This window comes from Halorussus rarus (assembly GCF_003369835.1).
GTDB lineage: Archaea > Halobacteriota > Halobacteria > Halobacteriales > Haladaptataceae > Halorussus > Halorussus rarus.
Map to the genome: position 1 here is coordinate 69,898 of NZ_QPMJ01000003.1, position 26,970 is coordinate 96,867.

The 26,970-nt window shown below is 70.7% G+C and carries 27 protein-coding genes and 1 tRNA gene; 11 read left to right on the forward strand and 17 right to left on the reverse strand.

Going from position 1 to position 26,970, the window contains the following annotated elements:
• Positions 1-75: 75 nt before the first annotated feature.
• The gene (hisI, locus tag DVR07_RS16470) at positions 76-534 is read left to right on the forward strand and encodes a phosphoribosyl-AMP cyclohydrolase (RefSeq protein ID WP_115798415.1); all 459 of its coding nucleotides are present in this window, start codon (positions 76-78) and stop codon (positions 532-534) included.
• Positions 535-557: 23 nt separating this feature from the next.
• Complete coding sequence (locus DVR07_RS16475; protein WP_115798416.1) at positions 558-1,703, forward strand: DUF7118 family protein; 1,146 nt, start codon at positions 558-560, stop codon at positions 1,701-1,703.
• 32 nt (positions 1,704-1,735) lie between these two features.
• Here DVR07_RS16475 and DVR07_RS16480 read toward each other — a convergent pair whose 3' ends face one another.
• Positions 1,736-2,128 carry a DUF5518 domain-containing protein gene (locus DVR07_RS16480; RefSeq protein ID WP_115798417.1) on the reverse strand — a complete coding sequence of 131 codons (393 nt, stop codon included), beginning with the start codon at positions 2,126-2,128 and terminating at the stop codon, positions 1,736-1,738.
• A gap of 94 nt (positions 2,129-2,222) precedes the next feature.
• A complete protein-coding gene (glmM, locus tag DVR07_RS16485; RefSeq protein WP_115798418.1) occupies positions 2,223-3,587 on the reverse strand; it encodes a phosphoglucosamine mutase in 1,365 nt (454 codons plus the stop codon).
• Positions 3,588-3,726: 139 nt separating this feature from the next.
• On the opposite strand from glmM, the gene DVR07_RS16490 reads away from it, so the two are divergent.
• Positions 3,727-4,713 (forward strand): HVO_0234 family beta-propeller protein, encoded by a 987-nt coding sequence (locus tag DVR07_RS16490; protein ID WP_115798419.1) that lies wholly within the window; start codon positions 3,727-3,729, stop codon positions 4,711-4,713.
• 38 nt (positions 4,714-4,751) lie between these two features.
• Here DVR07_RS16490 and DVR07_RS16495 read toward each other — a convergent pair whose 3' ends face one another.
• Entirely contained in the window at positions 4,752-4,931 is a 180-nt protein-coding gene (locus DVR07_RS16495) for a hypothetical protein (protein ID WP_115798420.1), read from the reverse strand.
• Positions 4,932-5,074: 143 nt separating this feature from the next.
• On the opposite strand from DVR07_RS16495, the gene DVR07_RS16500 reads away from it, so the two are divergent.
• Together DVR07_RS16500 and DVR07_RS22550 are read left to right on the forward strand one after the other, a co-directional pair.
• Entirely contained in the window at positions 5,075-5,932 is an 858-nt protein-coding gene (locus DVR07_RS16500; RefSeq protein WP_115798421.1) for a ribose-phosphate diphosphokinase, read from the forward strand.
• Positions 5,933-6,021: 89 nt separating this feature from the next.
• Positions 6,022-6,153, forward strand: coding sequence for a hypothetical protein (locus DVR07_RS22550; protein WP_255457613.1), 132 nt, complete (start codon positions 6,022-6,024; stop codon positions 6,151-6,153).
• 110 nt (positions 6,154-6,263) lie between these two features.
• Here DVR07_RS22550 and ileS read toward each other — a convergent pair whose 3' ends face one another.
• Positions 6,264-9,461: an isoleucine--tRNA ligase gene (gene ileS, locus DVR07_RS16505; RefSeq protein ID WP_115798422.1), complete on the reverse strand. Its 3,198-nt coding sequence runs from the start codon at positions 9,459-9,461 to the stop codon at positions 6,264-6,266.
• A 194-nt stretch (positions 9,462-9,655) separates the two neighbouring features.
• Here ileS and DVR07_RS16510 point away from each other — a divergent pair, with 194 nt between their 5' ends.
• Complete coding sequence (locus DVR07_RS16510; protein WP_115798423.1) at positions 9,656-10,120, forward strand: SHOCT domain-containing protein; 465 nt, start codon at positions 9,656-9,658, stop codon at positions 10,118-10,120.
• 21 nt (positions 10,121-10,141) lie between these two features.
• Here the strand turns inward: DVR07_RS16510 and DVR07_RS16515 are convergent, their stop codons facing one another.
• Positions 10,142-10,792, reverse strand: coding sequence for an HAD family hydrolase (locus DVR07_RS16515; RefSeq protein ID WP_115798424.1), 651 nt, complete (start codon positions 10,790-10,792; stop codon positions 10,142-10,144).
• A gap of 130 nt (positions 10,793-10,922) precedes the next feature.
• On the opposite strand from DVR07_RS16515, the gene DVR07_RS16520 reads away from it, so the two are divergent.
• The 3 genes from DVR07_RS16520 (at position 10,923) to DVR07_RS16530 (ending at position 13,163) form a co-directional block, all read left to right on the forward strand.
• On the forward strand, positions 10,923-11,705 hold the full coding sequence (locus DVR07_RS16520; protein ID WP_115798425.1) for a helix-turn-helix transcriptional regulator: 783 nt from the start codon (positions 10,923-10,925) through the stop codon (positions 11,703-11,705).
• 104 nt (positions 11,706-11,809) lie between these two features.
• Positions 11,810-12,238: an HIT family protein gene (locus tag DVR07_RS16525; protein WP_115798426.1), complete on the forward strand. Its 429-nt coding sequence runs from the start codon at positions 11,810-11,812 to the stop codon at positions 12,236-12,238.
• Between the two features lie 121 nt (positions 12,239-12,359).
• A complete protein-coding gene (locus DVR07_RS16530; RefSeq protein ID WP_115798427.1) occupies positions 12,360-13,163 on the forward strand; it encodes an AAA family ATPase in 804 nt (267 codons plus the stop codon).
• A 30-nt stretch (positions 13,164-13,193) separates the two neighbouring features.
• Here the strand turns inward: DVR07_RS16530 and DVR07_RS16535 are convergent, their stop codons facing one another.
• Entirely contained in the window at positions 13,194-13,718 is a 525-nt protein-coding gene (locus DVR07_RS16535) for a DUF7858 family protein (RefSeq protein ID WP_115798428.1), read from the reverse strand.
• Between the two features lie 171 nt (positions 13,719-13,889).
• Here DVR07_RS16535 and DVR07_RS16540 point away from each other — a divergent pair, with 171 nt between their 5' ends.
• Positions 13,890-14,765 carry a transcription initiation factor IIB gene (locus DVR07_RS16540; RefSeq protein ID WP_115798429.1) on the forward strand — a complete coding sequence of 292 codons (876 nt, stop codon included), beginning with the start codon at positions 13,890-13,892 and terminating at the stop codon, positions 14,763-14,765.
• Here DVR07_RS16540 and DVR07_RS16545 read toward each other — a convergent pair.
• From DVR07_RS16545 to DVR07_RS16575, 7 genes are all read right to left on the reverse strand, one after another.
• Entirely contained in the window at positions 14,754-15,434 is a 681-nt protein-coding gene (locus DVR07_RS16545; protein WP_115798430.1) for a MinD/ParA family ATP-binding protein, read from the reverse strand. The two genes, DVR07_RS16540 and DVR07_RS16545, sit on opposite strands and share 12 nt — an antisense overlap.
• Positions 15,431-16,063, reverse strand: a complete 633-nt coding sequence (locus DVR07_RS16550) for a DUF7857 domain-containing protein (protein ID WP_115798431.1) — start codon at positions 16,061-16,063, stop codon at positions 15,431-15,433. The genes DVR07_RS16545 and DVR07_RS16550 overlap by 4 nt, the downstream gene beginning before the upstream one ends.
• A 78-nt stretch (positions 16,064-16,141) precedes the next feature.
• Positions 16,142-16,996, reverse strand: a complete 855-nt coding sequence (locus DVR07_RS16555) for a DUF7856 family protein (RefSeq protein WP_115798432.1) — start codon at positions 16,994-16,996, stop codon at positions 16,142-16,144.
• Positions 16,993-17,331 (reverse strand): DUF7855 family protein, encoded by a 339-nt coding sequence (locus tag DVR07_RS16560; protein ID WP_115798433.1) that lies wholly within the window; start codon positions 17,329-17,331, stop codon positions 16,993-16,995. Before DVR07_RS16560 ends, DVR07_RS16555 begins: the two co-directional genes overlap by 4 nt.
• Positions 17,332-17,389: 58 nt before the next feature.
• Complete coding sequence (locus tag DVR07_RS16565; protein WP_240147608.1) at positions 17,390-18,025, reverse strand: DUF7504 family protein; 636 nt, start codon at positions 18,023-18,025, stop codon at positions 17,390-17,392.
• A gap of 121 nt (positions 18,026-18,146) precedes the next feature.
• On the reverse strand, positions 18,147-18,446 hold the full coding sequence (locus tag DVR07_RS16570) for a DUF7854 family protein (RefSeq protein ID WP_115798434.1): 300 nt from the start codon (positions 18,444-18,446) through the stop codon (positions 18,147-18,149).
• Between the two features lies 1 nt (position 18,447).
• On the reverse strand, positions 18,448-20,544 hold the full coding sequence (locus DVR07_RS16575; protein ID WP_115798435.1) for a minichromosome maintenance protein MCM: 2,097 nt from the start codon (positions 20,542-20,544) through the stop codon (positions 18,448-18,450).
• A 116-nt stretch (positions 20,545-20,660) separates the two neighbouring features.
• Between DVR07_RS16575 and DVR07_RS16580 the strand changes: the two genes are divergently transcribed.
• Complete coding sequence (locus DVR07_RS16580; RefSeq protein ID WP_115798436.1) at positions 20,661-21,056, forward strand: hypothetical protein; 396 nt, start codon at positions 20,661-20,663, stop codon at positions 21,054-21,056.
• Positions 21,057-21,139: 83 nt separating this feature from the next.
• Here DVR07_RS16580 and DVR07_RS16585 read toward each other — a convergent pair whose 3' ends face one another.
• The 4 genes from DVR07_RS16585 to DVR07_RS16600 form a co-directional block, all read right to left on the reverse strand.
• A complete protein-coding gene (locus DVR07_RS16585; RefSeq protein ID WP_115798437.1) occupies positions 21,140-22,555 on the reverse strand; it encodes a hypothetical protein in 1,416 nt (471 codons plus the stop codon).
• A 201-nt stretch (positions 22,556-22,756) separates the two neighbouring features.
• Positions 22,757-24,535, reverse strand: a complete 1,779-nt coding sequence (locus DVR07_RS16590) for an acyl-CoA dehydrogenase family protein (RefSeq protein WP_115798438.1) — start codon at positions 24,533-24,535, stop codon at positions 22,757-22,759.
• 412 nt (positions 24,536-24,947) lie between these two features.
• Positions 24,948-25,020: transfer RNA gene (locus tag DVR07_RS16595), tRNA-Pro, on the reverse strand.
• 93 nt (positions 25,021-25,113) lie between these two features.
• On the reverse strand, positions 25,114-26,949 hold the full coding sequence (locus DVR07_RS16600) for an SLC13 family permease (RefSeq protein WP_394338820.1): 1,836 nt from the start codon (positions 26,947-26,949) through the stop codon (positions 25,114-25,116).
• Positions 26,950-26,970: the final 21 nt, after the last annotated feature.

A 26,970-nucleotide genomic window follows, 5' to 3' on the forward strand; every position in this document is an offset into this window, starting at 1 on the left:
CGACCCCTCGCGGGACGACGCCCCGTCCTCTCCGACACACAAAACATATCGCCGGGAACGCCGAACAACTACGAAATGAGCGACGCCCCCAGCCCCGAGGCCGAGTCAGCCGGCGAGGACGACGCCGAGGACGACGCCGAGGCGGCCGACGACACCGCCGCCGGCGAGGCCGAGACCGTCGACCTCGACTTCGGCGAGACCGGCCGCATCCCCGCCGTCGCGCAGGACGCCGACACCGGCGAGGTGCTGATGCTCGCGTACGTCACGGCCGAGGCCGTCGAGCGGACCCGCGAGACGGGCCTGGCCCACTACTACTCCCGGAGCCGCGAGGAGCTGTGGCAGAAGGGGGCGACCAGCGGCCACGTCCAGCGCGTCCGGGAGGTCCGGGTCGACTGCGACGGCGACGCGCTGCTCTACCTGGTCGACCAGGAGGGCGGCGCGTGCCACACCGGCTACGAGTCGTGCTTCTACCGGACGCTCGACGGCGAGGTCGTCGGCGAGAAGGCCTTCGACCCCGAGGACGTCTACGAGTAACTCGACGCTACCCACCAAACACGATGAGCGACCAACAGCCCGCGACCGAGACCGACCTGCCCGCGGCGCTCGCCGACGCCGACGCCGCCTACCGCGAAATCGACGACCGCATCGCCGAGTACGGCGAGGGGACCGTCGAAGCGCTCGCCGACGCCTACGACGAGGCGACCCGCCTGCTCGACCGCTACGAGGGCCAGGCCACCGGCACCGGCCGCGAGAACTTCAAGAACTTCATCCAGTTCCAGGAGCAGTTCGGCACGCTCGTCGAGGACCTGTCCGACGACCTGCCCGAGCGCGACGCCTTCGAGGCCGCGAACGACCGGTTCGACAAGCGCCGGCTGAGCGAGGCCGACTTCGCGGCCGCCCGAGACCGCCTCGAAGCCGCGAGCGACATCGCCGGCCTGCTCGACGAGCGCCGCGAGGCGCTGGCCGAGTACCGCGAGGTCCGGCGCGACGTCGGGCGCGCGCTCGCCGACGTCAGGGAGGAGATCGACGACCGCGAGCGGCTGGTCGAACTCGACGCGGCCGACCTCGACGCGCCGGTCGAGGAGATCCGCGACCCCGTCGAGACGTACAACGACGCCGTGAGCGAGGCGTTCGCCGCGTTCAAGGCCGACGCCAGCGCCCGCGAACTGCTGGACTTCCTGGCCGCGACCCGCGACTACTCGCTGGTCGGGTTCCGCGACCCGCCCGAGAGCCTCCGGCGGTTCGTCGAGTCGAGCGACACCGGCACCGAGCCGGTCCCCGACCTGCTGGAGTACGCCCGCTACTCGAACTCCAAGCTCGACCACTACGTCGACGACCCGGCCGCGCTCAAGCGCGCCGTGGCGACAAACGAGACGTACCTCGAACGGCTGGACGCCGAGCCCCTGCAACTGGCGTGGCCGCCCCAGCCCGCGTCGGAGCTCCGGTGGCGAGTCGACGAACTGGTGTCGGTCGTCGCCCGGTTCGCGCCCGAGGACGTGGTGGCGGCGCTCCGCGAGGTCCAGTCGGTCGTCCGCGACGAGGAGCGGTTCGAGCACCTCCGGACCGTGGCCGAGGCCCGGACCGAGCTCTCGGCGGCCGAGCGCGAGAAGGTGGCCAGCGGGGCCGTCGAGGACGAACTCGACGTCCTCCGGGAGCGAAAGCGGCGACTCGAGGAGGCGCTGGCGGAGTACCCCGAGCGGTAGCGACGGGGAGCGCGAGTCTGGCCGCGACGCGCTCAGGGGGCCGGCCGTCCGTAGGCGTCGCGGAGCCGTGCGGCGACGTGGCCCGTGAAACAGCCCACCACCCCGGCGATCGGGATGCTCACGACGACGAGGCCGCCGACCTGGAGGGCGGTGAGGAGGGCGTAGTCGATCTTGTACCGGAGCACGTTCGTGGGCAGGACGATCCAGTTGTAGCAGATGAGGACCAGCAGCGAGAGCAACACCCCGAGGACCGCCGACGCGGCGCCGTCGACGAACTCGTTCTCGTAGGAGTCGCTGTTCCAGCCCGCGACCAGTCCGCCGGCGACGAACGAGGCGGTCGAGGGGAGCAGCGAGAAGAGCGGGAAGACGACCGCGAAGACGACGGCCTGGCAGAGGGACCCGAGGTAGACGGCTTTCCTATCCATTAATCGACATTCATCCGCTCCGGGTAAATAGATTTCTCCGAGAAAAAGCGGGATTCGAACAGCGTCAAGCCGCTCGCTACCCGGCGCAATCGCCCTACGCGTCGGCCTTCGCCGCCAGCAGCTGGCCCTCGAGCTCCTCGGCGAGCTCCTCGGCGCGGTCTGCGTCGCGGGCCTCGGCGTAGATGCGGACCATCGGCTCGGTGCCGCTTGGCCGTGCCAGCACCCAGGCGTCGCCGTAGTCGATGCGGTAGCCGTCGAGGGTCGTGGTGTCGGCGTCCGAGTCGGTGGCCTCGCGCTCGGCCGCGGCCAGGATGGCCTCGCGCTCGGCGTCGTCGTCGAACCCGATGTTGATCCGGACGTTGTGGTAGCCGTCGTAGGGCGCGACCACCTCGCTGGCCGGCCGGTCGGCCAGGAGCTCGAGGAACTTCGCGGCGGTGTAGGCGCCGTCGCGGGCCAGCCGGTAGCCGGGGAAGAAGATGCCGCCGTTGCCCTCGCCCGCGACCGGGACCGGCCGGTCCTGGCGCCGGAGCTCCCGGATGCGGGTGATGATGTTGGTCGATCCGATGGGCGTGAGTTCGAGGTAGGCGTCGCGGTCGTCGGCCACGTCGACCAGCCGCTGGGAGACGTTGACCGCCGAGACGACCGCGTCGCCGGGTTCGAGTTCGGCGGCCGCCAGCGCCGCCAGGGTGGCGTCGCCCTCGACGTACTCGCCGGTCTCGTCGTAGAAGATGGCCCGGTCGGCGTCGCCGTCGTGGGCGATACCGACGTCGGCGTCGCTGGCCCCCACGAGCCGGCCGAGGTCGCCGAGGTTCTCCGGGACGGGCTCGGGGTCCCGGCCGGGGAAGTGGCCGTCGGCCTGGCTGTTGGCGGTGACGACCCGGCAGCCGAGCCGCCGGAAGAACTCGGGGCTGGTGAGCGCGCCCGCGCCGTGGCCCGGGTCGAGCGCGACCGTGAGGTCGGCGTCCGCGATGGTCTCGCGGTCGACCGCCGCGAGCAGCTCGTCGACGTACGCCCGGCGCACGCCCTCGACGCGCCGGCTCTCGCCGGTCCGGCTCCACGACACCGACTCGAACTTCTCGGCGAGGAACTTCTGCTCGATGCGCTCGAGCGCCTCGACGGTGAGCTCCACGCCGTCGTCGCCGACCAGTTTGACGCCGTTGTACTCCGGCGGATTGTGCGAGGCGGTTATCATCACGACCGGAATCCCCTCGCGCTCGGCGTACGCCTGCGCGCCCGGCGTGGGAACGATACCGAGCCGGTCGACGTCCGCGCCGACGCTGGCCAGCCCGCTGGCGGCGGCGTCCGCGAGCATCCCGCCCGTGGCGCGGGTGTCCCTGGCGACCCCGACCCGATCGGCCCGCCAGGCCGTCCCCGCGGCCTTCGCGACCTTGAGCGCGAACTCCGGGGTCAGCTCCTCGTTGGCGACCCCCCGAGTACCACTCGACCCGAACACTTTCATGCCTCAGGGTCAGGATTCCCGGGCAAAAGTTATTCCGGAGCGTGCCGGCGCGAGCCAGAGGTTCTCAGTCGGCCCACCCGAGCTCGCGGTCGCACGTCCAATCCGAACGTTTTCACTCCCGGGCGACCCTCCTTCGGACATGGGCATCAGCATCGACGAGAAGCGGGTGTACGGCGCCAGCGAGGGGCCGACGCCGGTGTACGTCGCCGGCGAGTTCGGCGTCGCCCGCGTGGACACCTCCGACGACCTCGTGGGCGAGTTCGGCCTCGCCCGCCGGTGTACGGCCCGCGACGCCGCGGGCCGGGACGGCCGGCTCGCTGTCGCGACCGACGAGGACGTGCTGGTCGGTGCCGGGGACGACGCCGACGGCGAAAGCACTGCGGCGACGACGTTCGAGGCCCTCGACCTCGGCCCGGCCGCGGCGGTCGGCTTCGCCCCGGACGGCCGACTGGTGGTCGCCCGCGACGACGGGACGGTCGTCCGGCGAGCGACGGGCGGCGAGACGGCCGACGGGTCCGAGTCCGGCGACTGGACCGCCCTCGGCGAACTGGCCGGCGTGCGGGCAATCGACGGCGACTTCCTCGCCGCGGAGTCCGGCGTCTACCGCGCCGCGGACGACGGCCTGACCCGCGTCGGCCTCGACGACGCCCGGGACGTGACCGCCGCCGGCGTCCCGCTGGCCGCGACCGGCGAGGGCCTGTTCCGGCTCGGCAACGGCTGGCTGAGCGAGCGCGACGGCGCGTTCCGCGCGGTCGCCGCGGCGGAACCGACCACCGTTGACGACGACCGCCCGACGCTCCCCGAAGCGCACGCCGCGGGCGAGGACGGCCTGTTCGCCCGCGAGGGCGGCGGTGAGCGAACCGGGGGTGAGGGCGAACGAAGCGAGCCCGAACGACGGCAGACGTCGTCTGCCGGTAGCTCGCGAGCCTCGGCGGACGACGCGTCCGACGGCGAGTGGCGCGCGGTCGATCTGCCGGTCTCGGGCGACGTCGCGGCGCTGGACCGTGGCGAGGCCGGCGCCTACGCGGTCACCGAAGACGGGACCTTCCTGCTGACGGTCGGCGACGGCTGGAACCACCAGATACTCGGCCTCCGCGGCGTGCGGGCGGTCGCCGCGCCGCGGTAGGGCGTGCGGAGCGACGAGGCGGACCGCGATACGCGTTCTCAGCGCGTCGCGGCGACCAGCAGCACGAAGCCGAGGCCGACCGCGACGAGGGCGCCGACCCACATCACCACGGCCGCGAGGCTCGCGTCGACGGCCCCGCGGGTCGCCACGGAGACGACGACCAGCAGCATCGCCAGCGAGGCGAACAGCCCGAACACCAGCGGGACGGCTCTCGACACGACCGCGACTCCGCAGGCCCGCTCGATAAACCTTCGTCTCACGTCGTTCCGGACCGGCCGGGCGCGGACCGGAATCGATTCGCGTGGAGCCGGGCGAGCGCCGATTGAAAACCGATTTACCCGCCGACGTTCACCCCTCCCACATGATTGTCAGCGGGTCAGCCTCGCAGGTGCTGGCGGCCGAACTCGCGGCCGCGCTCGACGAACCCCTCGCCGGCGTCGAGTACGAGCGATTCCCGGACGGCGAACTGCTGGCGGCCGCGCCCGGGGTCGCCGCGGCGGACGTCGACCGGGTCGTGGTCGTCGCCTCGACCGTCTCCTCGGACGCCCACGTCGAACTCCTCCAGCTGCAGGACGCCGCCCGCGAGTGGGGCGCCGACGAGGTCGTGACCGTCCTGCCGTACATGGGCTACGCCCGCCAGGACGCCGCCTTCGAGGCTGGCCACCCGGTCTCGGCCCGCGCGGTCGCCCGGGCCGTCTCGTCGGGCACCGACCGCGTGCTCACGGTCAACCCCCACGAGGACGCGGTCTGCGACTTCTTTTCGGTGCCCGCCGAACCGGTCGACGCCGCGGGGCGACTCGCCGCCCCGCTGCCCGCCGACCTCGCCGACCCCGTCTTCCTCTCGCCCGACGAGGGCGCGCTCGACATCGCCGAGTCGGTCCGGGACGCCTACGGCGCCGGCGCGGTCGACTACTTCGAGAAGACCCGGATCTCGGGGTCGGAGGTCGAACTCACCCCGAGCGACGCCGACGTGGCGGGCCGGGACGTGGTCGTGACCGACGACATCATCGCCACCGGGTCGACGATGTCGGGCGCTGTCGAGATCCTGGCCGAGAGGGGCGCCGCCCGGGTGTTCGTCACCTGCGTCCACCCGATGCTGGCCGCCGACGCCTTCACGAAGCTCTCGAAGGCGGGCGTGGTGGGAATCTACGGGACCGACACCGTCGAGCGGCCGGTCAGCGAGGTGTCGGTCGCGCCCGTGCTCGCCGAGAAGTTGTAGGGGCAGTTCGGTGGACTGCTCGATACGTACGCGGTCAACAACTCCTTGTTCGTAGACCTATTAACGGATCTATGGCTCTCTCGGACAACATGGAGGAAGTGGAACCGACGGTGCTCATCGGACTCGGATTCGTCCTCTTTCTGATCCCCGAACCCGCGACGTCTACGCTCGGTATCGGCCTGATGTTACTGGGTATCGTCTGGTGGATCCAGTGGGCGTAACACCTGTCTACTGAATCCGGTCTACCACTCGAACTTCGCTCTCCGAGCACCGCCGGAGTCGAACTGCTGGAAATCCGCCGGGAACCGGAGGAACCCCGTCGGTTCCGACGCTACGCCTCGGCTTCCGCCAGCGGCGCGACCGCGATAGTCATCTCGACGCCCTCGACGTCCCACGACTTGCGGTGGCCGTCCTCGACGTCGCCCACCTCGTCGGCGCGGACTTCCTCGCGGACGAGGTCCATGCGCTCGGCGACGAGGTCGGCCACGCGGTCGTCGGCCACGTCGAGTTCGAGGCGGACCCGCTCCTCGATGTCCAAGTCCATCTCCTTGCGCATCTCCTGGACCCGGCGGATGACCTCGCGGGCGTACCCCTCGCTCTCGATGTCCTCGGTGAGCTCGGTGTCGACGTAGACCACGCCGCGCTGGTCGCCGTCGGCGTCGAAGCCGACGCCGGTGACGCCCGCGGGCGTCTCGGTGACGAACTCGACCATCTCGTCGGTGAGTTCGACGTCCTCCCCGAGGTCGTCCGCGACCGCGGTCTCGAGCGCCGCGAGGGTCGGTTCGGCCACGCTGGCGTCGTTGAGCGCCTGCATGACCCGGCCGGCGTCGTCGCCGAACTCCGGACCGAGCACGCTCATGTCGGCCTCGGCGCTGTACCGGAGCTCGCCCCAGTCGTCGCCGGGCGCGACGACTTCGATCTCGCGGGCGTTGAGCCGGTCGGCCAGCAGGTCGCGGTGGCGCTCGACCGCCTCGACCGTGCGCTCGTCGTCCGCGGTGACCACGATGCGCGTGACGGGCCACCGGAGCTTGCGCTCGGCCTGCTGGCGGGCGTTCGAGCCGGCCTCCTCGATGGCACGCAGCAGCGACACGTCGGTCTCGAGCTGGGCGTCCTCCCAGTACTCGTCGACCGCGGGCCAGTCGAGCATGTGGACCGTGTCGTACCCCTCCTCGCCGGTGAGGGTGCCGTAGATGGTCTCGGTGACGAAGGGGGCGTACGGCGCCAGCAGCGCGACGACCGTGGTCAGCACCTCGTAGAAGGTGGCGTAGGCCGCCAGCTTCGAGGCGCTGTCCTCCTCCTCCCACATGCGCTCGCGGACGACCTGGATGTAGAACCGCGAGACGTCCTCGACGACGAACTCCAGCAGCGCGTCGAGCGCCCGGTCCTGCCGGAACTCCTCCCAGTGGTCGGTCATCTCGGCGACGACCGTCTGGAGCCGGGCGAGCACCCACTCGTCGACCAGTTCGAGGTCGCCGTCGACGTCGTCGAGCGTGGTCTCCTGCGGGTCGAAGCCGTCGAGCCGCATGTACGGCAGCGGGAACCGGAACACGTTCCAGAGGATGTTGAGGTCCCGCTGCATCTCGGCGGTCTCGTCCCACGAGAACCGCATGTCCTCGCCCTGCGGGTTAGCCGAGAGCAGGAACATCCGCATCGGGTCCGTGCCGTGCTTCTCGATGACCTCGTGGGGGTCGACGAGGATGCCCTTGGACTTCGACATCCCGCGGCCGTCGGGCATGTTGGCGTAGCCGTGCATCAGCACCTCCTCGTAGGGGATCTCGCCGACCGCGGCGGTGCCCATGCCGAGCTGGGACCAGAACCACCCGCGGGTCTGGTCGTGGGCCTCCATGATGAGGTCGGCGGGCCACAGCTCCTCGAACCGGCTGTCGTCCTCGGGGTAGTCGAGGGTTCCCCACGAGGCGACCGAGGAGTCGAGCCACACGTCGAACACGTCCGGGACGCGGGTGTAGGTGGTGCCGTCCTCGGTGATGGTGAGGTCGTCGACGGTCCCCTTGTGGAGGTCGACGGAGTCGGGGTCGACGTCCTGGTCGACGCGCTCGGCGAGCTCCTCGCGGGTGCCGACGACCACGACGTCGTCCATCCCGCCGTCCCAGTCCTCGGGCGTCCAGATGGGGATGGGGATGCCCCAGTAGCGCTGCCGCGAGACGTTCCAGTCGGGCGCGTCCTCGACGAAATCCCGGAAGCGGTTGTCCCGGGCCCACTCGGGGTGCCACTCGCTGTCCTCGATGTTCTCCAGCAGTTCGTCCTTCACGTCGGTGATGGTGATGAACCACTGGTCGGTGACGATCTGGATGATGCCGGTGCCGCAGCGCCAGCAGTGGCCGTAGCTGTGGTGGGTCGTGCCCGCCGAGAGCATCAGGCCCGCGTCCTCCAGGTCGGCGATGATGTCGTCGTCGGCGTCCTTGACGTACTGGCCGGCGTACGCGCCCGCCCGGTCGTCGTAGACGCCGTCGCCGTCGACCGGACAGAAGATGTCGAGCCCGAGCTCGCGGCCCCGCTCGAAGTCCTCCTCACCGTGGCCCGGCGCGGAGTGGACCAGCCCGGTGCGGTCGACCTCGACGTAGTCGGCGGTGTAGACCTGCAGAGCGCCCTCGCCGGCGGGGTGGTCGGGCACTTCCTCGTCGAGCGGGTGGTCGTACTCCCAGCCGACCATCTCCTCGCCCGAGAACTCGCCCTCGACCTCGTAGTCGTCGTAGCGGCCCTCCTTCAGGACCTCCTCGACGCAGCCGTCGGCGAGGTAGAGGACCTCCTCCTCGCCGTCCTTCTCGGCGCGGACCTGCTGGTAGGTCACGTCGCCGTCGACCGCGACGAAGGTGTTTGCGGGGATGGTCCACGGCGTGGTGGTCCAGATGACGAGGTAGCCCTCGCGGTCGCGTAGGGGGAACTTGACGTAGATGGAGGGGTCCTCGACGTCCTCGTACTCGACCTCGTTGTTGGCGATGGCGGTCTCGCAGCGGGGACACTGCGAGATGGAGCGCTGACCCTGCTCGACCAACCCCTTCTCGTGGGCCTGCTCGAAGCCCCACCAGGCGGCCTCCATGTACTCCGGGTTGACGGTCTTGTACGGGTTCTCCCAGTCCATCCAGACGCCGAACGACTTGAAGTCCTCCTGGAGGCCCTCGAGCTGCTCCTCGGCGAACTCCTTGCACTCCTCGATGAAGTTCTCCTCGCCGAACTCCTCGATGTCCTTCTTGTTCTCGAAGCCGAGGTTCTCCTCGACCCGGGTCTCGATGGGCAGGCCGTGCATGTCGTAGCCGGGCCGGTCGGTCACGTCGTACCCGCACATTCGGAGGTACCGGATGTAGGCGTCCTTCAGCGTCTTGTTCCAGGTCGTGCCCATGTGGGCCGCCCCGGAGGTGTACGGCGGGCCGTCGACGAAGAAGTAGTCCTCGCCGTCGGCGCGGTGCTCCACGGTCTGCTCGTAGGCGTCGACCTCGTCCCAGTAGTCGAACACCCGGTCCTCGACCTCGTGGGGTTCGTACTGGTCGTCTACTTCGCCGAACCTGCTCATACCTCCTCTGTGCTCCTACGGAGTTAAATCGAGTTCGGTTGGGCAGTTAGGACTGTAACCGCCCGCGGTCCGGCGACCGACCTAGGGGTGACTCCGGCCGGTCCGGCGGCCGACCGACCGCCCTCGCTTCCGGTCGCCCTCGTCCTCGCCGTCGACCACACGTATTTTTACTATCAGCGGTCCAAGCCGTCGGTATGGCCGCGACGCCTCGGGACCGCCTCCTGAAGAACGCCACCGGCATAGCGAGCACCGTCGTCACCGGCGTCTGGCTCGCCGCCATGTTCACGGGCCAGGACTGGTGGCTCGCGGCGCTGCTGTTCGGCTACATCGTCGTCGTGCCGGTGGTCGCGATGCTGTTCGGCGACGAGGAGGACGTCGAGGAGTGGTGGGACGACGACGGCGAGGGGTGGTGGGACGACGGCGAGGGCGCGTGGACGGGCGAACGCGAGACCGACGAGTCCGACGCCGACGACCCCGCCGAGACCAACAACCGCGACGCGCTGGAGACCCTCCGCGACCGGTACGCTCGCGGGGAACTCACCGACGAGCAGTTCGAGCGCAAGCTCGAGCGGCTGCTCGACACCGAGTCGCTGGAGGACGTCGAGGACCGCGCGCGCCTCCGCGACGAGCAGACTGAGTCGTACGAGCGCTCCTCCTGATTTTCGCCGAACTCCCCGCGTTCAGACGACGTCGCGGAGCTGCCAGAGCGTCGATACCTCGTACGTCGGCGAGACGTCGGCGTCGGGCGCCGACCGACCCTCGCGTCGGACGAGCGCGGCGTCGATGCCGGCGTTGTCGGCCGCCGCGACGTCGACCGCGCGGTCGCCGACGTAGAGGGCGGACTCGGCGTCGAGCGTCTCCATCGCGGCCTCGACGTTGTGCGGGTCCGGCTTGCGGCGTTCGAGTCCCGAGGGCGTGAACCGACAGCCCCGCACCGTCTCGAAGCAGCCGGTCAGGTCGAACCGCCGCAGGAGAAAAGAGAGCACGCGCGGGTGGTTGTCGCTGACGACGCCCAGCGGGTGGCTCAGTTCTCGAATCGCGGCGGCGTCGTCGTACAGCGAGCGGAGCCCCGACCGGATCTCGGCCAGTTGCGCCCGGACACCTTCCCGGGCGGCCTCGGCGCAGAAGGCGTCGCGGTCGATGCCGGCCGCCCGGCAGCGCTCGGTGATGGACGAGACGTTGCCCCGGAAGAAGTCGGCGACCACCGTCTCGGGCGGGGCCGACAGGTCGAACCGCCGCTGGACCCGCCGCATCGCGTCGGTCATCGCCTCGCGGTCGGGTATCTCTGCGATGACGCCGTCGCAGTCGAACAGTACCGCGTCGTAGCTCATCCTGTCTGGACGGTATCGCGTTGGGACGTAAAACGCTACCTGATGGGAGGCGCTCGGGGGGTGAGCGCCGCTCACCCCGTGACCGCGACGCATCGAAACGCAGAAGTGTCACACCGCTGGCGTCTGAGACATGGACACCCCCGCGGAGGCCGCGCTGGAGCGCCTCGAGTTCCTGACCGCGTCCCCGAACCGCTATCGGCTGCTGCGGTCGCTCTCGGAGGGAGCGGCGTCGCCGGACGCGCTCGGCGACGGACTCGACCTCCCGCGGTCGACGCTCCGGCGGAACCTCACCGCCCTCGAGGAGCAGGGGTACGTCTCCCGTGCCGTCACGGAGAACCGGTACGAGATCACCGAGGCGGGCGAACTCGCGTGCGACGCGGTCGCCGACGCGCTCTCGACGGTCGACCTCGCGGCGTCGCTCGGCCCCTTCTTCGAGCGGTTCCCGGCCGAACTCCCCATCGGCACGGACGCGCTGGCGTCGTGCGACATCACGGTGTCGACGACAGACACCCCGTTCGAACCGCTCTATCACGTCCGCCGGAGCGTGCTGGACGCGACCCGTATCCGGGGGTTCGTGCCGACCATCAATCCGCTCTACCTCGACACGCTGCGCGAGTGCGTCGACGCGGACCTGACGCTCGACGTCGTCGCGCCGCCGACCGGGTACGAGTCCGCGAGTCCGGACTACGACGAGACGCTCCGTGCGCTCGGCGCCGCCGAGAACGTCACGCTCCGGGAGTCGTCCGCGGTGCCGGAGTACGCGCTCGGCATCGTCGACGAGACGGTCCTGCTCGGGGCGTTCGACGAGCGGATGCGGACCCACTCGGTGCTGCTGGCGCCGTCTCAGTCCGAACTGCTGACCTGGGCGGAGGAGCAGTACGATGACGTCGAGGCCATCGCGACGCCGCGGTGAAGAGCCCCGACCGGCACCCCGGGAGCGCCGGTGTGCGACGCCGGATAGAATCGAACAGCCTCAACCTTGATACGCCGCCCGGCCGAACGGTACCGAATACAACCATGAGCGAAGACGACTGCATCTTCTGCCAGATAGTCGACGGCGACATCCCGAGCCGAACCGTCTTCGAGGACGACACCGCGATGGCGTTCCTCGACGCCAACCCGCTGGCGCCGGGTCACACCCTCGTCATCCCGAAGGAGCATTACGAGACCTTAGAGGAGACGCCCGAGGACGTGGCCGCCCACGTGTTCGGCGTCCTCCACCGGCTCAACACCGCGGTCGAGCACGCCGTCGACGCCGACGGCACCAACGTCGCGTTCAACAACGGCGAGGCCGCCGGCCAGGAGGTCCCGCACGTCCACGGTCACATCATCCCCCGGTTCGAGGGCGACGGCGGCAACCCCATCCACGCCATCGCCGGCCAGCGTCCGGACCTCTCCGACGCGGAACTCGACGAGATCGCCGAGGAGATCCACAACCAGCGGTGAGCTGAGCTCGGCCGGCGCGGGACGGCGGCCTGACCCGCGGATTCGGGGTCCTCCGGACGCGCAGCGACGCGTCGAGCGCCAGCCGCACTCTTTTATATCTTCATAGTACAATGTAGGATCAATGTCGTACTCCACCGCAACGCTGGTCGGCGCGACCGGCGGCGCAGGCGCGACCCGACTCGCAGTCGAACTCGGCGCGACGCTCGCCCGCGACGGCCGGGCGGTCGCGGTGCTCGACGCCGCGTTCGCGACCGAGGGGCTGGCCCGCCACGTCTCGGGCCGGGTCGACCCGGACCTGACGAAGCTCCTGACCGAGGAGCGAACGCTCGACGACGGTCTCCGCGAGCACTCCGCCACCGCCGACCTCGACGGCCGACTCGACCTCTGCCCGGTCCACGCACCCTTCGAGCGACTGGCCCGCGCAAAGACCGCCGACGCCGCCCAGCGGTTCGAAGCCCTGCTCGACGAGGCGGCCGAGGACTACGACCACGTGTTAGTCGACGCCCCGCCGGTCGCCGCGAATCAGGCCGTCGCCGCCGCGACGGGGGCCGACCGGGTCGCGGTGGTCGCGCCCGCCAGCGAGCGCGGCGTGGACGCGGTCCAGCGCGCCCGCGGGCGCGTCGCCGACGTGGGCGCGAGCGTCGACGCCGTGGTCGCCAACCGGGTCGCCGCGGACGCCGACTGGCCCGACCGCGACGGCGATCCCGACCATCCGGTCCGGAGCGCCGACGCCGCCGTGCCCGAGAGCGCGGCGACCGACGCCGAATCGGTCCCGGCCAGCGCGCCGGACCCCGAAGCCGGCTTCGCGCCCGCGGTGGCGCGCGCCGCGGAGGTGGTCCTCGGCGTCGAACTGGACCTGGCGTTCGAGGAACCCGGGCTGCTCGACGTCGAGCCCGACGAACTGCTGCCGGACGCGCTCTCCTGAACCGGTTCGGCGGAGCGCCGACGAGCGACTTCAGAGCAGTTCGTCGCGCCCGCTCATCGTCTCCGAGAGGGCGTCGCGCTTGCGGACAGCCGCGTCCTCCTCGCGGGCGAACGCGCCCTCCACGACGTCGCTCGCCCCCGGGAGCGGGTCGTGGGTCTCGACGAACGCCGCCAGCGCGAACTCCGTCTCGGACGCGCCTGCGAGCTCGCGGGCCTCCGTCCGCGAGAGGTCGGCCGACAGCCAGTCCCGGAGGATTCGACGGGCCTCGGGCGTCAGGGGCGAGACGCCCTCGCAGCCGAGCAGGTGGAGGGTCTTGGCCGCGGTCACGGGTGCGACGCCCGCCTCGCGCGCGGCGTCGCCGACCGCCCGGCCGGCGGTGTGCCCCTCCAGCACTGCGGCCGCCGAGGCCGCGTCGCAGGGGAGGTCGTCGGCGAACGCCGCGAGTCGCTCCCGGAGGTCGGCCGGACTCTCCGCGGTGGCGTCGACCGACGCGACCCCGCGGTCGCGCTGCTCGGTGGTGACCTCGAGCCCGTCGGCGATGTCCGAGAGCGTCACGGCCGCAGGTTGTCACGTCACCGACTTAAATTCACCCGTCACTAGACGGGATGATAACGCGACTTCGACCGGAGCGTACCGATTACCGGTACGCTCCTCGGCGCGCCGCCGGGCGTTTCTCCGCGAATCGGCGTTCGTTTAAATACTATCTCGGGCGAAGTTTCGACTGTGATGAGCGAAGCAAACGCGGCGGCCCGGAGCTGCCCCGAATGCGACGGACGACTGACTCCCGACGGCGGCGAGACCGTCTGCGAGAAGTGCGGCCTCGTCGTCTCGGAGGACCGCATCGACCGCGGCCCCGAGTGGCGGTCGTTCGAGGACGACGACGCCCGCAAGAAGCGGACCGGCGCGCCGCTCACCCGGTCGCGCCACGACCGCGGGCTCACGACCGAGATGGGCCACGGAAACGACCTCCGACTCACCGGACGGAAGCGCCGTCGGGTCGCCCGGATGCGCAAGCACCACGAGCGCTCGCGCATCGGGTCGAAGACCGAGCGCAACCAGGTGTACGCGTTCACCGAGATCCGGCGGCTGGTCAGCTCGCTCGACCTCTCGAAGAACGTTCGGGACCGGGCCTGCGTCCTGTTCGAGTCGGCCCAGTCCGAGGACCTGCTCCGGGGCCGGTCGCTGGAGGGGTTCACCGCCGCGGTGGTGTACGCGACCTGCCGGACCGCGTCGGTCTCGCGCACGCTCGACGAGGTGCTCGAGGTGGCCCGCGCGAGTCGGAGCGAGTTGAAGGCCGCCTACGACGCGATGAACCAGGAACTCGGCCTCTCGACCGGACCGGTCGACCCCCGCGAGTACCTGCCGCGGTTCGCCAGCAAGCTCGACCTGCCGACCCAGATCGAACGCGAGGCCGCCGACCTGGTCGAACGCGGCCGCGAGGAGAACCTCATCTCGGGCCGGAACCCCGGCGGGTTCGCGGCGGCGTGCCTGTACGTCGCGGCCCGCGGGACCGACCACCAGCTGACCCAGGCGACGGCCGCGGAGGTGGCCGACGTGACCCCCGTGACGCTCCGGTCGTCGTACAGGGACCTACAGGACTGACGCCGGCGAACCGACGACGCGACGCGTCTCTTCTGCGAGGCCCGCGAACCGCCGAGCCGCGCGGCTCTCCGGCGCGACCGCGGCCACCGGCGAGCCGTGGCGCCCGGCCCGGCGGACCCGGTCGTCGTCGGGCACCGCCACGACCGGCGCGCCGAGGACCCGCCGGACCTCTCCGGTCGGGGGACGGTCGCCCGCCCGGTTCAGCGCGACCGCGGCCAGTCCGGCGTCGAGTTCGCGGGCCAGTTCGCGCGTCCGGACGGCGTCGGCCAGCGCGAACTCCCGGGCCGACGTGACCAGGACGCACGCGTCGGCCGCGAGCAGCGGCATCCCCGCGTCGGCAGCCATCCCGGCGGGGCAGTCGAGCACGACCCGGCCGTAGGCGTCCGCGACCGCTTCGACCGCTCCGACGAGGTCGCTCACGTCGCCGGCGCGCGCTCCGGCGAGCGTCCGACCGCAGGGGAGCAGGTCGACCGCCCCGTCCTCGCGGACCGCCTCGACCGGGTCGGCCCGGCCGGCCAGCACGTCGTGGAGGTCCGGGCCGCGGCGGGCGGTCAGGTCGGCCATCGAGAGGTCGGCGTCCACGACCACGGCGTCGAGTTCGCCGCCGAGGTTGAGCGCGACGGTGGACTTGCCGACGCCGCCCTTCCCGCCCGCGACCGCCAGGATCACGGCGACCTCCCGGAGCGTCCGACCCCGAGCGCGTCGATGCGCCGGGCCACGGCCGCGAGCGCGGGCCGGTCGGTCGGCGCCGGTTCGACCCGCGCAGGCGAATCGTCTCTGTCCACGCCCTCGCGTTCGCCGCCACTCCCGCGTTCGCGGTCGTTCCCGCACTCGGACCGCGCCTCCACGTCCGAGAGCCACGAGTCGACCGCCTCGGGGACCGGCGATTCCCCGTCCGTCCCGGCCTCGACGGTCGGCACGGCGTCGGCGGGCGGCCGGGGGTCGCCGAGCGACCGGACGACGCCCTCGGGGGACGCGTCGTCGACGACGGCGTCGGCGTCGCGCTCGGCCGCGTGGACGCCGGCTCGCTCGGTCCAGACGAGTTCGGCCGGTGGTTCGGCGGGCGGCGCCCGGACCGCGTAGCCGAGCGCGAGGCACTCGTCGGCAGCCACCGCGCCTTCGAACCCGCCGTCGTCCCACCCGGCCTCGGGCACGCCCTCCCGGCGCGGCGGCAGGACCGGACCGTCGAGGCGGTTCGCCACCCTGACGCGGCGGGCGGTCGCCGCCGGGTTCCGGACGAGCAGTTCCACGAGCGAGACGTCGGCCCGCGATTCGACGCGCCAGTCGAGTTCGACCATGGCCGGGGTTCGTCACGTCTTCGGGGATAAAAGTGGGCGCGCCGACCTGTGGCTCCGTAGCTCCCGGTGCAGGGTAAGTCAGATCCGAATCACGGGCCCGTCCAGCCACTGAGCCGCCGACTCCGCGTCTTCGAAGCCGTCGATCTCTCGCGCAAGCACGAGCGGGGCGTCCATCGCCGCCACTCGCGCGACTGCCAGCGCGGTCTCGGCGGACTCGTCGAGGTCGGCGCGGTTCGGCACCGCCTCGCGGGCGTCGGCGAGCGCGTCCCGGAGTTCGTCGGCGAGGTGGTCGCGGGCGGCCCGCCGGAGGTTGTCCGCGCGGTCCGCCAGTCGGAGTCGCTCGCGACGCTGCTCTCGGTTGGCGCGGGCTCGTTCGCGGGCGCTCGCCAGGGCCTGCTCGGCCGCGATGCGGTCTGTCTGGACCTCCGAGAGCCGGCGGGTCGCGTCCGCGAGCTCCGACTCGGCCGCGGCGGGGTCGGCGTCCGCGTCGCGGAGCGCCCTGACGCGCCCCTGAAGGGTCGCGACGCGTTCGCGCAGTTGCTCGGTGGCGTCGCCGGCCTCCGCGACCCGCCGCCGGGCCGCTTCGAGGTCGACCGCCGCCACGTCTAGTTCGTCGAGGCGCGCTTCGACCGCGGCGAGGTCGTCGGCCTGGGGCGCGACGTGACCCCGGGAGCGGGCCGCCGCCGCCAGGGCCGGCCGGACTGCAACGTCCATTTCGGCGCGAACCACGCCGACGCGGTCGTGGATGGGCCCGGGCGACGGACACTCGACGGCGAGCGAGGTATCGGCGGCGCTCCGGTCGCGGCCGCCGCTCTCGTCGCGAATCGCGGCGGCGACCCCCGATGGCGTGACGTCGTTCGCGACTCCGCGGTCGACGCTCCGGAGGTCGACGGCCCGGCCGGTCAGGATTTCGCCGGCGAGGTGCACCCTCATAGCTCGGCGTCGCGCATCGCCTCGGCGTCCGGGTGGTCGGTGCCGACCGCGAACTTGGCGTAGGGGGTGCTCGGCCGCTCGCGGTCCTCGTAGGCCGCGGCGGCCTCCCGAACCGCCTCGGGGACGGCCTCGAACTCGTTGAACGGCGCGGTGCGCTCGACCTGGACGTCGCCGGCGTGCTTCGCCCGGAGCCGGAGCGCGAGGAACGCGCCGAGCTCCGTCGCCTCCAGCAGCGCCGCCCGGCCGAACCGCTGGACGACTGTCTCCTCGTGTCCGTTACAGACGTTCCGGAGCGTCTGGCGAGCGGCCTGCGAGTACGTGACGACCAGCAGCACGCGAGCAGATTTCTTACCGAATCAATTTAAAATTAATCCACTTGGCGGGGATGCGAGTCTACCGGCTCCGGACCGTCCACTCCCCGTCGTCGAACTCGACGACCGTGTCGAACAGCGAGGTGAGCGTGCTGACGGTCTGCTGGTCGCAGGCGTCGGGGTCGAGGTGGAAGTGGGCGGTCACGTCGGCCGCGTCGAACCGCCCGGTCAGGACGTGGAGGAACTTGTAGGCGGTCTGGAGGTCGGCGTACTGGAGCAGCGCGGTCAGCGAATCGAAGCAGGCGACCGTCCGGGCGTCCGAGCCCTTCCAGGCCTTGAGGACCTCGCTGAGCTTGATCCCGAGACCGGTCAGGTCGCCCGGACTCGACAGCGTCTCCACGACGTCGTCGCTCGAACGGGGCGCGGCGTCGCCGCCGACGCTCGCGGCCGCCGACCGGGTCGTCTCGCCGACGCTGACGAACTGCATGTTCCGCGGTCGGCCGCCCGCGTGGTCGAGCCAGTCCTGCATGCACGCGTCGGGCGAGCGGGTGTACGTGACCCACAGCACGTTCTCGTCGTCCGTGTCGTCGAGCGTGAGGAGGTCGAGACACGCCTCGTCGGTCGCCTCGTGGATGGACGGCGCGAGCAGCAAGACGCAAGCGCCCCGCTCGAGGTCGGGGGCGAGCAGGTCGCCTTCGTCGTTGCCCTCCGTGTGCATCGGTGATCTCCGTCGTGTCGCGCCGCTTCGACCGCGGCCCAGCGGGCCGAATCAGTTTGTGTTCTACTAAGGGAACCTAGTTTATTTATCTTCCCCTCTGAATTACCTTACGAGCGACCCGTCAACGAAGTTTGTCGACCTCGAAGGCCGCGCCGTCCGTCTCGGGCGTCTCGCCCTCCGCGTCGAGCAGGTCGACCACGCGCTCGCGGGCCTGTTCGGGCGACTCGGCGACCACGACCAGGCCGTCGGCGCGTTCGTCCCCCGAGGCCCGGTAGGCGGCCAGCTCGTCGCTCTCGAACTCGGTGGCGTAGGTCCGGAGCACGGTCAGGACCCGCCGCTCGGTCGCGGCGAGGTCGGCCTCGCCCGACTCGAACTCGGCGAGCGCGTCCTCGACGTTCCGGAGGGCGGAGATGCGGTCCATCTTACGTCGTCCGCAGGTGGTCGGTCGAGGGCTCGTACACCTCGCCCTTTTGCTTGAGTTTGTCTATCTCGTGTTCGGCTTTCGACTGCTCCATGCCGATCTCGTCGGCGCGGGCCATCACCTCGTCGACGGGCGCGCCCTCCTCGTAGTCGTCCTCGATCTCGGCGATGAGCTGCTTGAGGTTCTTGATGCGGTCGCGCTGGGTCTTCGACGTCCCGGTCTCGACCACGTCGGCGTCGAACTGGCCGGTCTCGGGGTCGACGCCGATGTCCTGCAGGCACGACCGGGTGATCTCGACGGCGCGCTCGGCGTCGGCGATTTCGACCTCGTCCGAGAGCCGGACCCGGGCGCTGGCCTCCGCGAGCCGGACCAGCGCCTCGAGCTGGCGGGCGGTGACCGGGACCGGGGCGTCCTCGTCGGCTCCCTTCGACCGGAGGTCGACGTAGAAGTCCTCGATGGTCTCCATCGCCTCGTCGGTCATCGTCGGGAAGCAGTTGCGCTTCGAGTAGGCGATGTACTTCCGCAGGAGGTCCGGTTCGATGGTGGGCGCGACCTCCTGGGTCTGGTCGTCGACCTCCGCCTGGGAGATGTTCGGCGCACTCATCTCCGTGCGCTGGGTGTTCAGCTGGCCGGCGTAGTTCGTCTGGAGGATGTGTTCGGCCAGTCGCTTGTCCTCCTCCTCGTTGGGCTCGTCGGTGACGGTGAAGATGAGGTCGAAACGCGAGATGAGCGCGGGTTCGAGGTCGATCTGCTCGCCGATGGGTTCGTACTGGTCGAACCGCCCGTACTTGGGGTTGGCCGCCCCGAGGAGCGAACACCGGGACTTGAGCGTGGCGTTGATGCCCGCCTTCGAGACCGAGATCTTCTGCTGTTCGAGCGCCTCGTGCATCGCCGAGCGGTCGTCCGCGGCCATCTTGTCGAGCTCGTCCACCGCCGCGATGCCCTTGTCGGCGAGGACCAGCGCACCGGCTTCGAGGGTCCACTGCTGGCCGTCGCCGAAGTCGTCGCGGACCGCAGCCGCAGTCAGACCAGCCGAGGAGGAACCCTTCCCGGAGGTGTACACCGAGCGCGGGGCGATGTTCTGGACGTACGAAATCATCTGCGACTTCCCCGTACCGGGGTCCCCTATGAGGAGCATATGTAAGTCGCCCCGAATCCGGGACTCGTCCGGCAGATGTTTAGTCACGCCGGAGAACAGCTGGAGGATCATCGCCAGCTTCTCCTCGTCGTAGCCGTAGATGGCCGGCGCCATCGACTCGACCATCTGCTCGTAGATGTCGTCCTCGTTCGAGAGTTCGACGATCTCCTTCTTGTCCTCGTCGGTGATGTCCATCTCCTCGAACTCCTCGTCCTCGATGGTCACCGACATGCCGTCCATGTACACGTCGAAGACGGCGGACTTGTCCTGGTCGCTGCCCTGCTGTTCGAGGTGGAGGACGCCCGTGACCTTCACGTGGTCGCCGGGCGTGACCTCGCCCGTGATGTCGTCCTCGATGTGAACGTCGATGCTCTGTGGCGTCTCCCCACCCCGAAGGCCTTCGGGGCTCTCCTGCACGCGAATCTTCTGGGAGTCGACGAACTCCGACTGGTCGAAGTTGATCTGGAACGGGCCCTGGCGCTCGCAGCCCTGGCACTCGTGGGGCTCCTGGAAGTCGCCGCCGCTCTGGGGGATGTAGGTCAGCGTGCCGCAGCGCTGGCACTCGAAGGCGGCCTCCTGTATCTTGGGCCGGACGTTGGTCGCCTTCCGGACGATGCCCTGCACGCTGACCAGCGTGTTGACGTGGCGGGCCCGGATGTCCCGGATGTCGGTCTGCTCGTCCAGGTTCTCGATGCGGACGTGGGCCTGGCCGAGGCTCACGTCCACCGGGAGGTCGTAGAGCCGCAGCGCCTCCTCGGCGTACTCGCGAAGCTGTTCGGGCTGCGAGATGAAGTCGTCGGCGAGGTCCGCGTCGTACCGATAGAGGTCCGTCCAGTCGACGTACAGCGACCGCTGCTCGTTGGGGTAGTTCTGGGCGAGCTCCCCGATGTCGTCGCTGTAGTACCGCCGGTAGAACTGCTCGAAGTTGTCGATCAGCTCCGTGTTCTCCGCACGAGCCATTCATAGTGGCTTCGGGCCTCACCCTGTAAGAAGTTTCGTAAATGGACCGAAAGTGAAAGTGACCGCGGGCGTGGCCCAGCGGAAGATACGTATTGGTCGCGTTTCATGAACACGGCATGGCCGACGAGCGCTCACCGTGGCTGGTCCCCGGTCTGCTCGCGCTCGGCATCGTCGCCGTCGCGGCCGGGAGCGTCGTCGTCGCGTTCGCGACGACCGCGCCGTTCCCCGAACGGCCCCCCGAGAAGCCGGACACCCTCACCCGGGAGAACGTCACCGAGTTCGTCCAGCGGTACGAACACGCTCGCGTCTACGACCAAATCGCGGACGGCGCGAACCGGGTCGAGATCGACTGCGAGGCCGACCTGCTGGACCGGACCGACCGGGGATTCCGCGTCTCGGTCGCGTGCGAGGGGTACGCCAGCGGCCCGAACGTCGACGCCGACTACGCGGCGGAGCCGGTGACGTACCTCGTCAACGAGAGCGCGACCAGACGACTCGGTCCGGCGGACTGACCGGCCGGTCGACGGTGACCGTCGGCAGCAATCCGCGCTGACGACTGCCGGACGAATCGCGCCGGCGAGCAGCGTCCGCCGGCTCAGTCGTCACCGAGCAACCGGCGACCTGCCGTGACAGCACCGGCGCCCACCAGCGCGCCCAGTCCGTAGGCGTCGGCGTCCGGCGGCACGCGCTCGCCGACGTCCGCAAGCAGTTCGGACGCGCCGCCGAGCGGTCCCGGCGAGTCCGCCCCGCCGGCGTTCAGCAGCCACCCGGCCTCGCCGGCGTCGGTGGCGGTTCCGCCGGCGACCAGGAACTCGCCGCCGTCGACGGCGTGCACCGCCCGGCCCTCGCTGTGCTCGCCGTCGAAGTAGGTGGTCTCCCAGCGGAGTCGCCCGGACGGGTCCGTGCGGAGCACCCAGGCGCCCCGGGGACCGTTTTCCTCGGCGCTCGCCCGCTCGCGCGTGCCGACGAGCAGGTAGCCGTCGTCGACGGCCGCCACGTCGTGCAGCCAGTTCCACGGGCCCGTCGAGTGGGAGCGCTGCCAGCCGGGGGCCCCGTCCGCGGCGACGCGCAGGTGCCACCCCCGGCCGTCGTCGTCGACCGCGAACCGGCGATTGCCGAGGGCGACCGCGCCGCCCTCGTCGGCGTGAAGCGCCTCGATGCGGCTCCCCTTCCGCACGTCGGCGGTGTATCGCCACCGCGTCGTTCCGTCGGGGTCGAGGCGAACCACGAGAGCGGACTCGCCCTCGCCCGCATCCGGCCCGCCGGCGTCGCCCCGGTCCGCGGGCGTCGTCGACCCGCCGACGTACCAGGCGTCGCCGGCGGTGCTGACCGCGTTCAGCCGCCCCTCGCGGTCGGACTCCCCGAGCGTCCGCGCCCAGCGCCGGTGGCCCGCGAGCGAGACGCGGGCGACCCACGGTCGGGAGCCGGCGTCCCGGTCGAGCCGCCGCCGGCCGGCGACCAGATAGCCGTCGGGGACGCGGGCCAGCGCGTCGATACCCCCGCTGCCCGCGGTCGGCTGGAGGGTTCGGGTCCAGACCAGTTCGCCCGCCCCGTCGAGCCGGACCAGCCAGGGGTCGGCCGAGAGCGGTCCCTCGACCCACGGACCCCTCTCCCGGATGTTCGTCGTCCCCGCGAGCACCGCGCCGCCGTCGGGGTGAGCCGCGCCGGCGGCGAAACTGCTCGCCGCGGCGCCGAGCGTCCGTTGCCAGCGCGGCCGGCCGCTCGCGTCAGTCCGGACGACCAGTCCGCGGTAGTCGCGCTCACCGGCGATGCCGGCGAGCAGGTAGCCGTCCGATTGCGGGACTATCGCGTCGACATTCGCTAACTCCATCTTCTCGGCGTAGGTCCGGGTCCACGCGGCTGCGGGGGCGCCGGACGCCGCCGTCTGCGGCGAGCCGTCTGCGCCGCGACCGGTCGTCTCGGCGCCGCGGGCCGCCGCTGCTCGGCCACCGCCGGCCATCGTCGCTCCGGCGGCGCCGAGGGTCGCGAGGAACGTCCGTCTGGAGGGCATGGTCGACGGATTGTCTCATACCGGTAAGGTTCTTGTCGTCCGGGCGTCGCTTCTCCTGCCGGCGTCCGCCCACTGCCCCTGTGGAACTGTCGGTCGCGTACCCCTGCTGGAGGTCGTCACCATCGACACGACCAGCAGGGCCAGGAGAACCGCCGGGACCGCGAGAGCCCGCAGGACTGGCGCTGAACTGTCCCCCGGCTCTCAGTCATCGGCCGCGGCGGCGTCGGCCAGCGACGCCGGGTCGACCGGCGCGTACCTGGTTATCGAGGCGAAGACGTCGTCTTCCATCGCGAACCGCTCGCCCGACGTGACGCCGTAGGCCTCCCGGTCGCCGAACCGGGTCGCGACGAACCGCCGGGCGACGAGCGCCTTCCGGCCGTCCTCGTCCTCGTCGATCTGCCACTGGGCTCCTTCCAGCAGTAGCGCCGCGGTGACCACGTCGAAAAGCAGGTCAGCCAAGCGCTTCGCGTGATACTGGGCGTACTCGTCGTCCTCGGTCGCGAGCGTCCCAAGCGCGGTCTGGAGGTCGCGGAACTGCGACTCGACCTCCCCGGCCACCCGCTCCAGCGCCGGGTGATCGACGGCGTCGAGCTTCTCCTGCACGTACGGAATCAGCGCCTCGTGGGCCTGCTCGCGCTCCAGCGCCCGGAGCACGTCGAGCGCGAGGACGTTCGACGGGCCCTCCCAGATGGGGAGCACCTGCGCGTCCCGGAGGAGTCGCTCGGCGGTGTGCTCGCGCACGTAGCCGTTCCCGCCCAGGATCTCCATCGCGTACGACGTCGTGTCGACGGCCATCCGGCCGGTCCTGTACTTCGCGATCGGAATGAACAGTCGCATCAGTCGGTAGGCGTCGGAGTCGTCGCCGACGCGCTCGCGCTCGTCCAGCAGTCGGGCGGCCTCGAAGGAGAAGGCGGCCGCCGCCTCGTAGTCGACCGCCATGTCGACCAGGTCCCGGCGCATCAGGGGGTACTCGTCGATTGGGCTACCGAACGCCTCGCGCTGGGCGGCCCGGACCTTCGCCTCGAGGAGCGCCCGACCCATCACGCCGACCGCGCCCGCGGCGTTCGTGAGCCGTTCGAAGTTCATCATCTCGGCCATGTACCGGAACCCCTCGCGCTCCTCGCCGACGAGGTACGCCTCGGCGCCCCGGAACTCGATCTCGCCGGTCGGGACCGAGATGGTGCCGAGCTTGTCCTTCAGCCGCCGGAAGTGCGCGTCGTTGACCTCGCCGTCGGATATTGTCCGCGGCACGAGGAACAGCGATAGCCCCTCCACCCCGTCGGGCGCGTCCGGGGTGCGCGCGAGTGCGAGCGCACCCTCGGCGTCGATGTTCGAGCAGAACCACTTCTCGCCGTACAGCTCGTAGACGCCGTCCTCGTCGGTGGACTCGGCGCGCACCCGGTTGGCGCCCACGTCGGACCCGCCCTGCTCCTCGGTGAGGAACATGGCGCCCTCGATGTGGTCGTCCAGGTCGCGGGCGGTCAGCCCTTCGAGGTAGTCGCTCAGGGTGCCGTCGTCGAACTTCTCGAGCACGATGGCGGCCCCGGTGGTCATTGAGACCGGACAGCAGAACCCGATGTCGACGTAGCAGAGCAGCGCCTGCATCGTCAGCGCGTGGGTCAGCCCGACCGGCTCCTCCCGGCCCGGCGGCGCGTGGAAGGTGTCGTGGGTCAGGCCGAACTCCTCGTAGGCGATCTCCTCCTGCTCACGGAGCAGCGGGTGGTACTCGACCTCGTTGCGCCGCTCGCCGTACTTGTCGAACGACCTGAGCTCGTGGCCCTCCCGGTCGATGCGGTCGGCGGTGTCGGCCAGCCGGTGGCCGAGCACCTCGCCGAAGTCAGCGAGGACGTCTTCGGCCCACTCGAACTCGTCGTCGGGGTACGCGCGCCTGGCCTCGAACTGCAACGTCCGGTCGAGCTCCCAATAGTTGCAGTGGCGTCCCTCGTCGAGGTCGGCGTAGTCTATCGGCTCGGATGCCATTTGACTGACCCTTCGGCGGGGTGTGTCATAAATTCACGTCCGGGAGCGAATCGAGGAGCGGTGCTCGGCGCGTCGTCGCACTCACCGCTGGTCGGTCGAGAGGCGTCACCTCCTGCGTCCTCACCGTTCTCTCGGCGGTTTTCATCGACGATATGCAAGGGCGCGCCGAGAGGCGCCTGCAGTAAAAGGCCGAATGGGACCGCCGGAACTTCGCTTCGCTCGTTCCGAGCCTTGCCTCACTTCGTTCGGCAAGACGCCCGGATTCTGAACCGTCGCAAGACGGTCCGGGCGTGCGGCCTTCGGCCGTTCCGGGCTGCGACTTGCGGGGTTCGAATCCTCTATTCGCCCATTCTGCCGACGTGGAATGAGGCTCGCGCACGCTACGCGGCGCTCGCGGACTGCGTCGGCAGAATGGGACCGCCCGGATTCGAACCGGGGTTATCGGCACCCAAGGCCGAAAGGATACCAAGCTACCCCACGGTCCCGCACCAGACAGTAGCGCGGGAGTGACTGTAAAGCGTTTCGTTTGGAGCGGCGAACCGCCCGACCGCATCCTTACGCAACCGCCGTCATGGCGGTTACACGCCCCAGATGGCCGCGATGCCGGCGGTCGTGGCGATGGCGAACAGGACCTGGAGCGGCGCGCCCACGCGCACGTAGTCGGTGAACTTGTAGCCGCCAGGCCCGTAGACGAAGAGGTTGGTCTGGTAGCCGACCGGCGTCATGAACGCCGTGGAGGCCGCGAACGTGACCGCCAGCACGAACGAGAAGGCGTTGCCGCCCAGCTGGACGGCCGCCTCGGCCGCGACCGGAATCATCAGCACGACGCTGGCGTTGTTGCTGACGACGTTGGTCAGGACGGCCGTCACGACGTAGAACAGGCCGAGGACCGCGACGGCCGGCAGGACGTCGGCCGAGAGCACCAGCAGGTCGGCGATCAGGTCGGCCGCGCCGGTCTCCTCCATCGCGATGCCGAGCGGGATGACGCCCGCGAGCAGGAAGATGACGTCCCACTCGACGGCGTCGTACACCTCCGGGGGTTCGAGCACCCCGGTCAGCACCATCACCAGCGCGCCGGCGAGCGCCGACACCATGATGGGGAGCACGTCGAGCGCGGCCACCCCGACGACGGCCGCGACGATGCCGATGGCGAGCGGAATCTTCGACTCGCGGTAGTCCGGGCGCTCGACCTCCTGGGCCACGATGAAGTCGCGGTTGGCGTTGAGCCGGCCGATGCTGTCCGGCGTCGCGTAGACCAGCAGCGTGTCGCCCACCTGGAGCTCGGCGTGGTCCATGCGCTTGCGGATGTACTCCGGGCCGCGCCGGAGGGCCAGCACCGTCGCGTCGTAGCGGTCCCGGAAGTTGGCGGAGGCCAGCGTCTCGCCGACCAGCGACGACCGGGGCGCGACCACCACCTCCACCAGGTTGCGGTCCCGGTCGGCGGTCTCGAGCTCCTCCTCGGTCACGTCGGCGTTCGGGACCAGCGCGAGCCCCTCGGCGTCGATGAGGTCGAGCAGCGTGTCGCGGTCGGTCCGGACCGCGAAGATGTCGTCGGCCTGTATCTCCTTCGGGCCGAGCGGCTCGGCGAACGTCTGGCCCCCGCGGACGAGCTGGACGAGGTCGACGTCGAGGTCGGTCTCGGCGAGGGCGTTCGCAACGGTCCGGCCGACCAGCGGCGAGTCGGCCTGGACGACCACCTCGGTCAGGTACTCCTCGAGCTCGAACTCCTCGGTGAGGTCGTCCTCGGGCGGGATGCGCGCGGGAGTGAGCCACCGGCCGACCGTCATCAGGTACGCCGCGCCCACGACCGAGACGATGGCCCCGAGCGCGGTGAACTCGAACATCGAAAAGGCGTGGAGCTCCGGGAACAGCTCGGGGTTCTGCGCGCCGAGTCGGGCCGCGAGGTCGCTGGCCAGGATGTTGGTCGAGGTGCCGATGAGGGTGAGCGTCCCGCCGAACATCGAGGCGTACGACAGGGGCAACAGCAGCTTCGAGGGAGAGGTCTTGCCCTCGTGGGCGAGGTCGGTCACCATCGGCATCAGGATGGCGACCGCCGCCGTGTTGTTGATGAACCCGGAGATGGAGCCGACGACGCCGACGGTCGCGCCGAGCTGGCGGGTCTCGTCGTCGCCGGTGAACGCCGCGATCTTCCGGCCGAGGATCTGGACCGCGCCGGTGCGCTGGACCCCGTAGCTCAGGATGAACATCGCCAGCACCGTGATTGTCGCGGAGCTGGCGAACCCCGAGACGCCCTCGGCCGGCGACACCCCGGTCCACGGTTCGAGCACCATCAGCGCCACCATGATGCCGATGGCGGTGATGTCGATGGGGACGGGTTCGGTGGCGAACAGCGCCAGCGCCGCGAGCACGACGAGGAAGACGACCGCTATCTCCGGCGTCAGCGAGAGTACCACGTCCGGTTACAAGTCGGGGCG